Annotated in this window: 1 pseudogene; it reads right to left on the bottom strand. The window is 40.9% G+C overall.

What is annotated here, in order from left to right:
- Positions 1-29: 29 nt before the first annotated feature.
- Positions 30-242: pseudogene (locus tag ACSV5T_RS10275) on the bottom strand (hypothetical protein); the annotation flags it as partial.

Below are 242 nucleotides of genomic sequence, written 5' to 3'. Positions count from 1 at the left end.
TGAGCACTTTCATACATATACAATAATTAGTTGCTGTTTATCTTGAACCCATCCATAGCTACGCAGCGAATGAGACTTTCAAGAAGTCGTTTATAAACAACCTTATTGTCCACTCGTTTACAGAAATCTACGATATCCGTATAGAGACCGTGCTCCTTGCGCTCACGAATCAAGCTATCAATAGCATTATCACCAACGTTCTTGATGCCCCCAAGGCCAAAGCGAATTGTATCACCTTGTAC

The sequence above is a fragment of the Veillonella sp. ZSJB6 genome (assembly GCF_051549505.1).
Classification (GTDB): domain Bacteria; phylum Bacillota; class Negativicutes; order Veillonellales; family Veillonellaceae; genus Veillonella.
The sequence above is the reverse complement of the archived record's forward strand: the minus strand, read 5'-3'. Positions and strand labels throughout refer to the sequence as shown.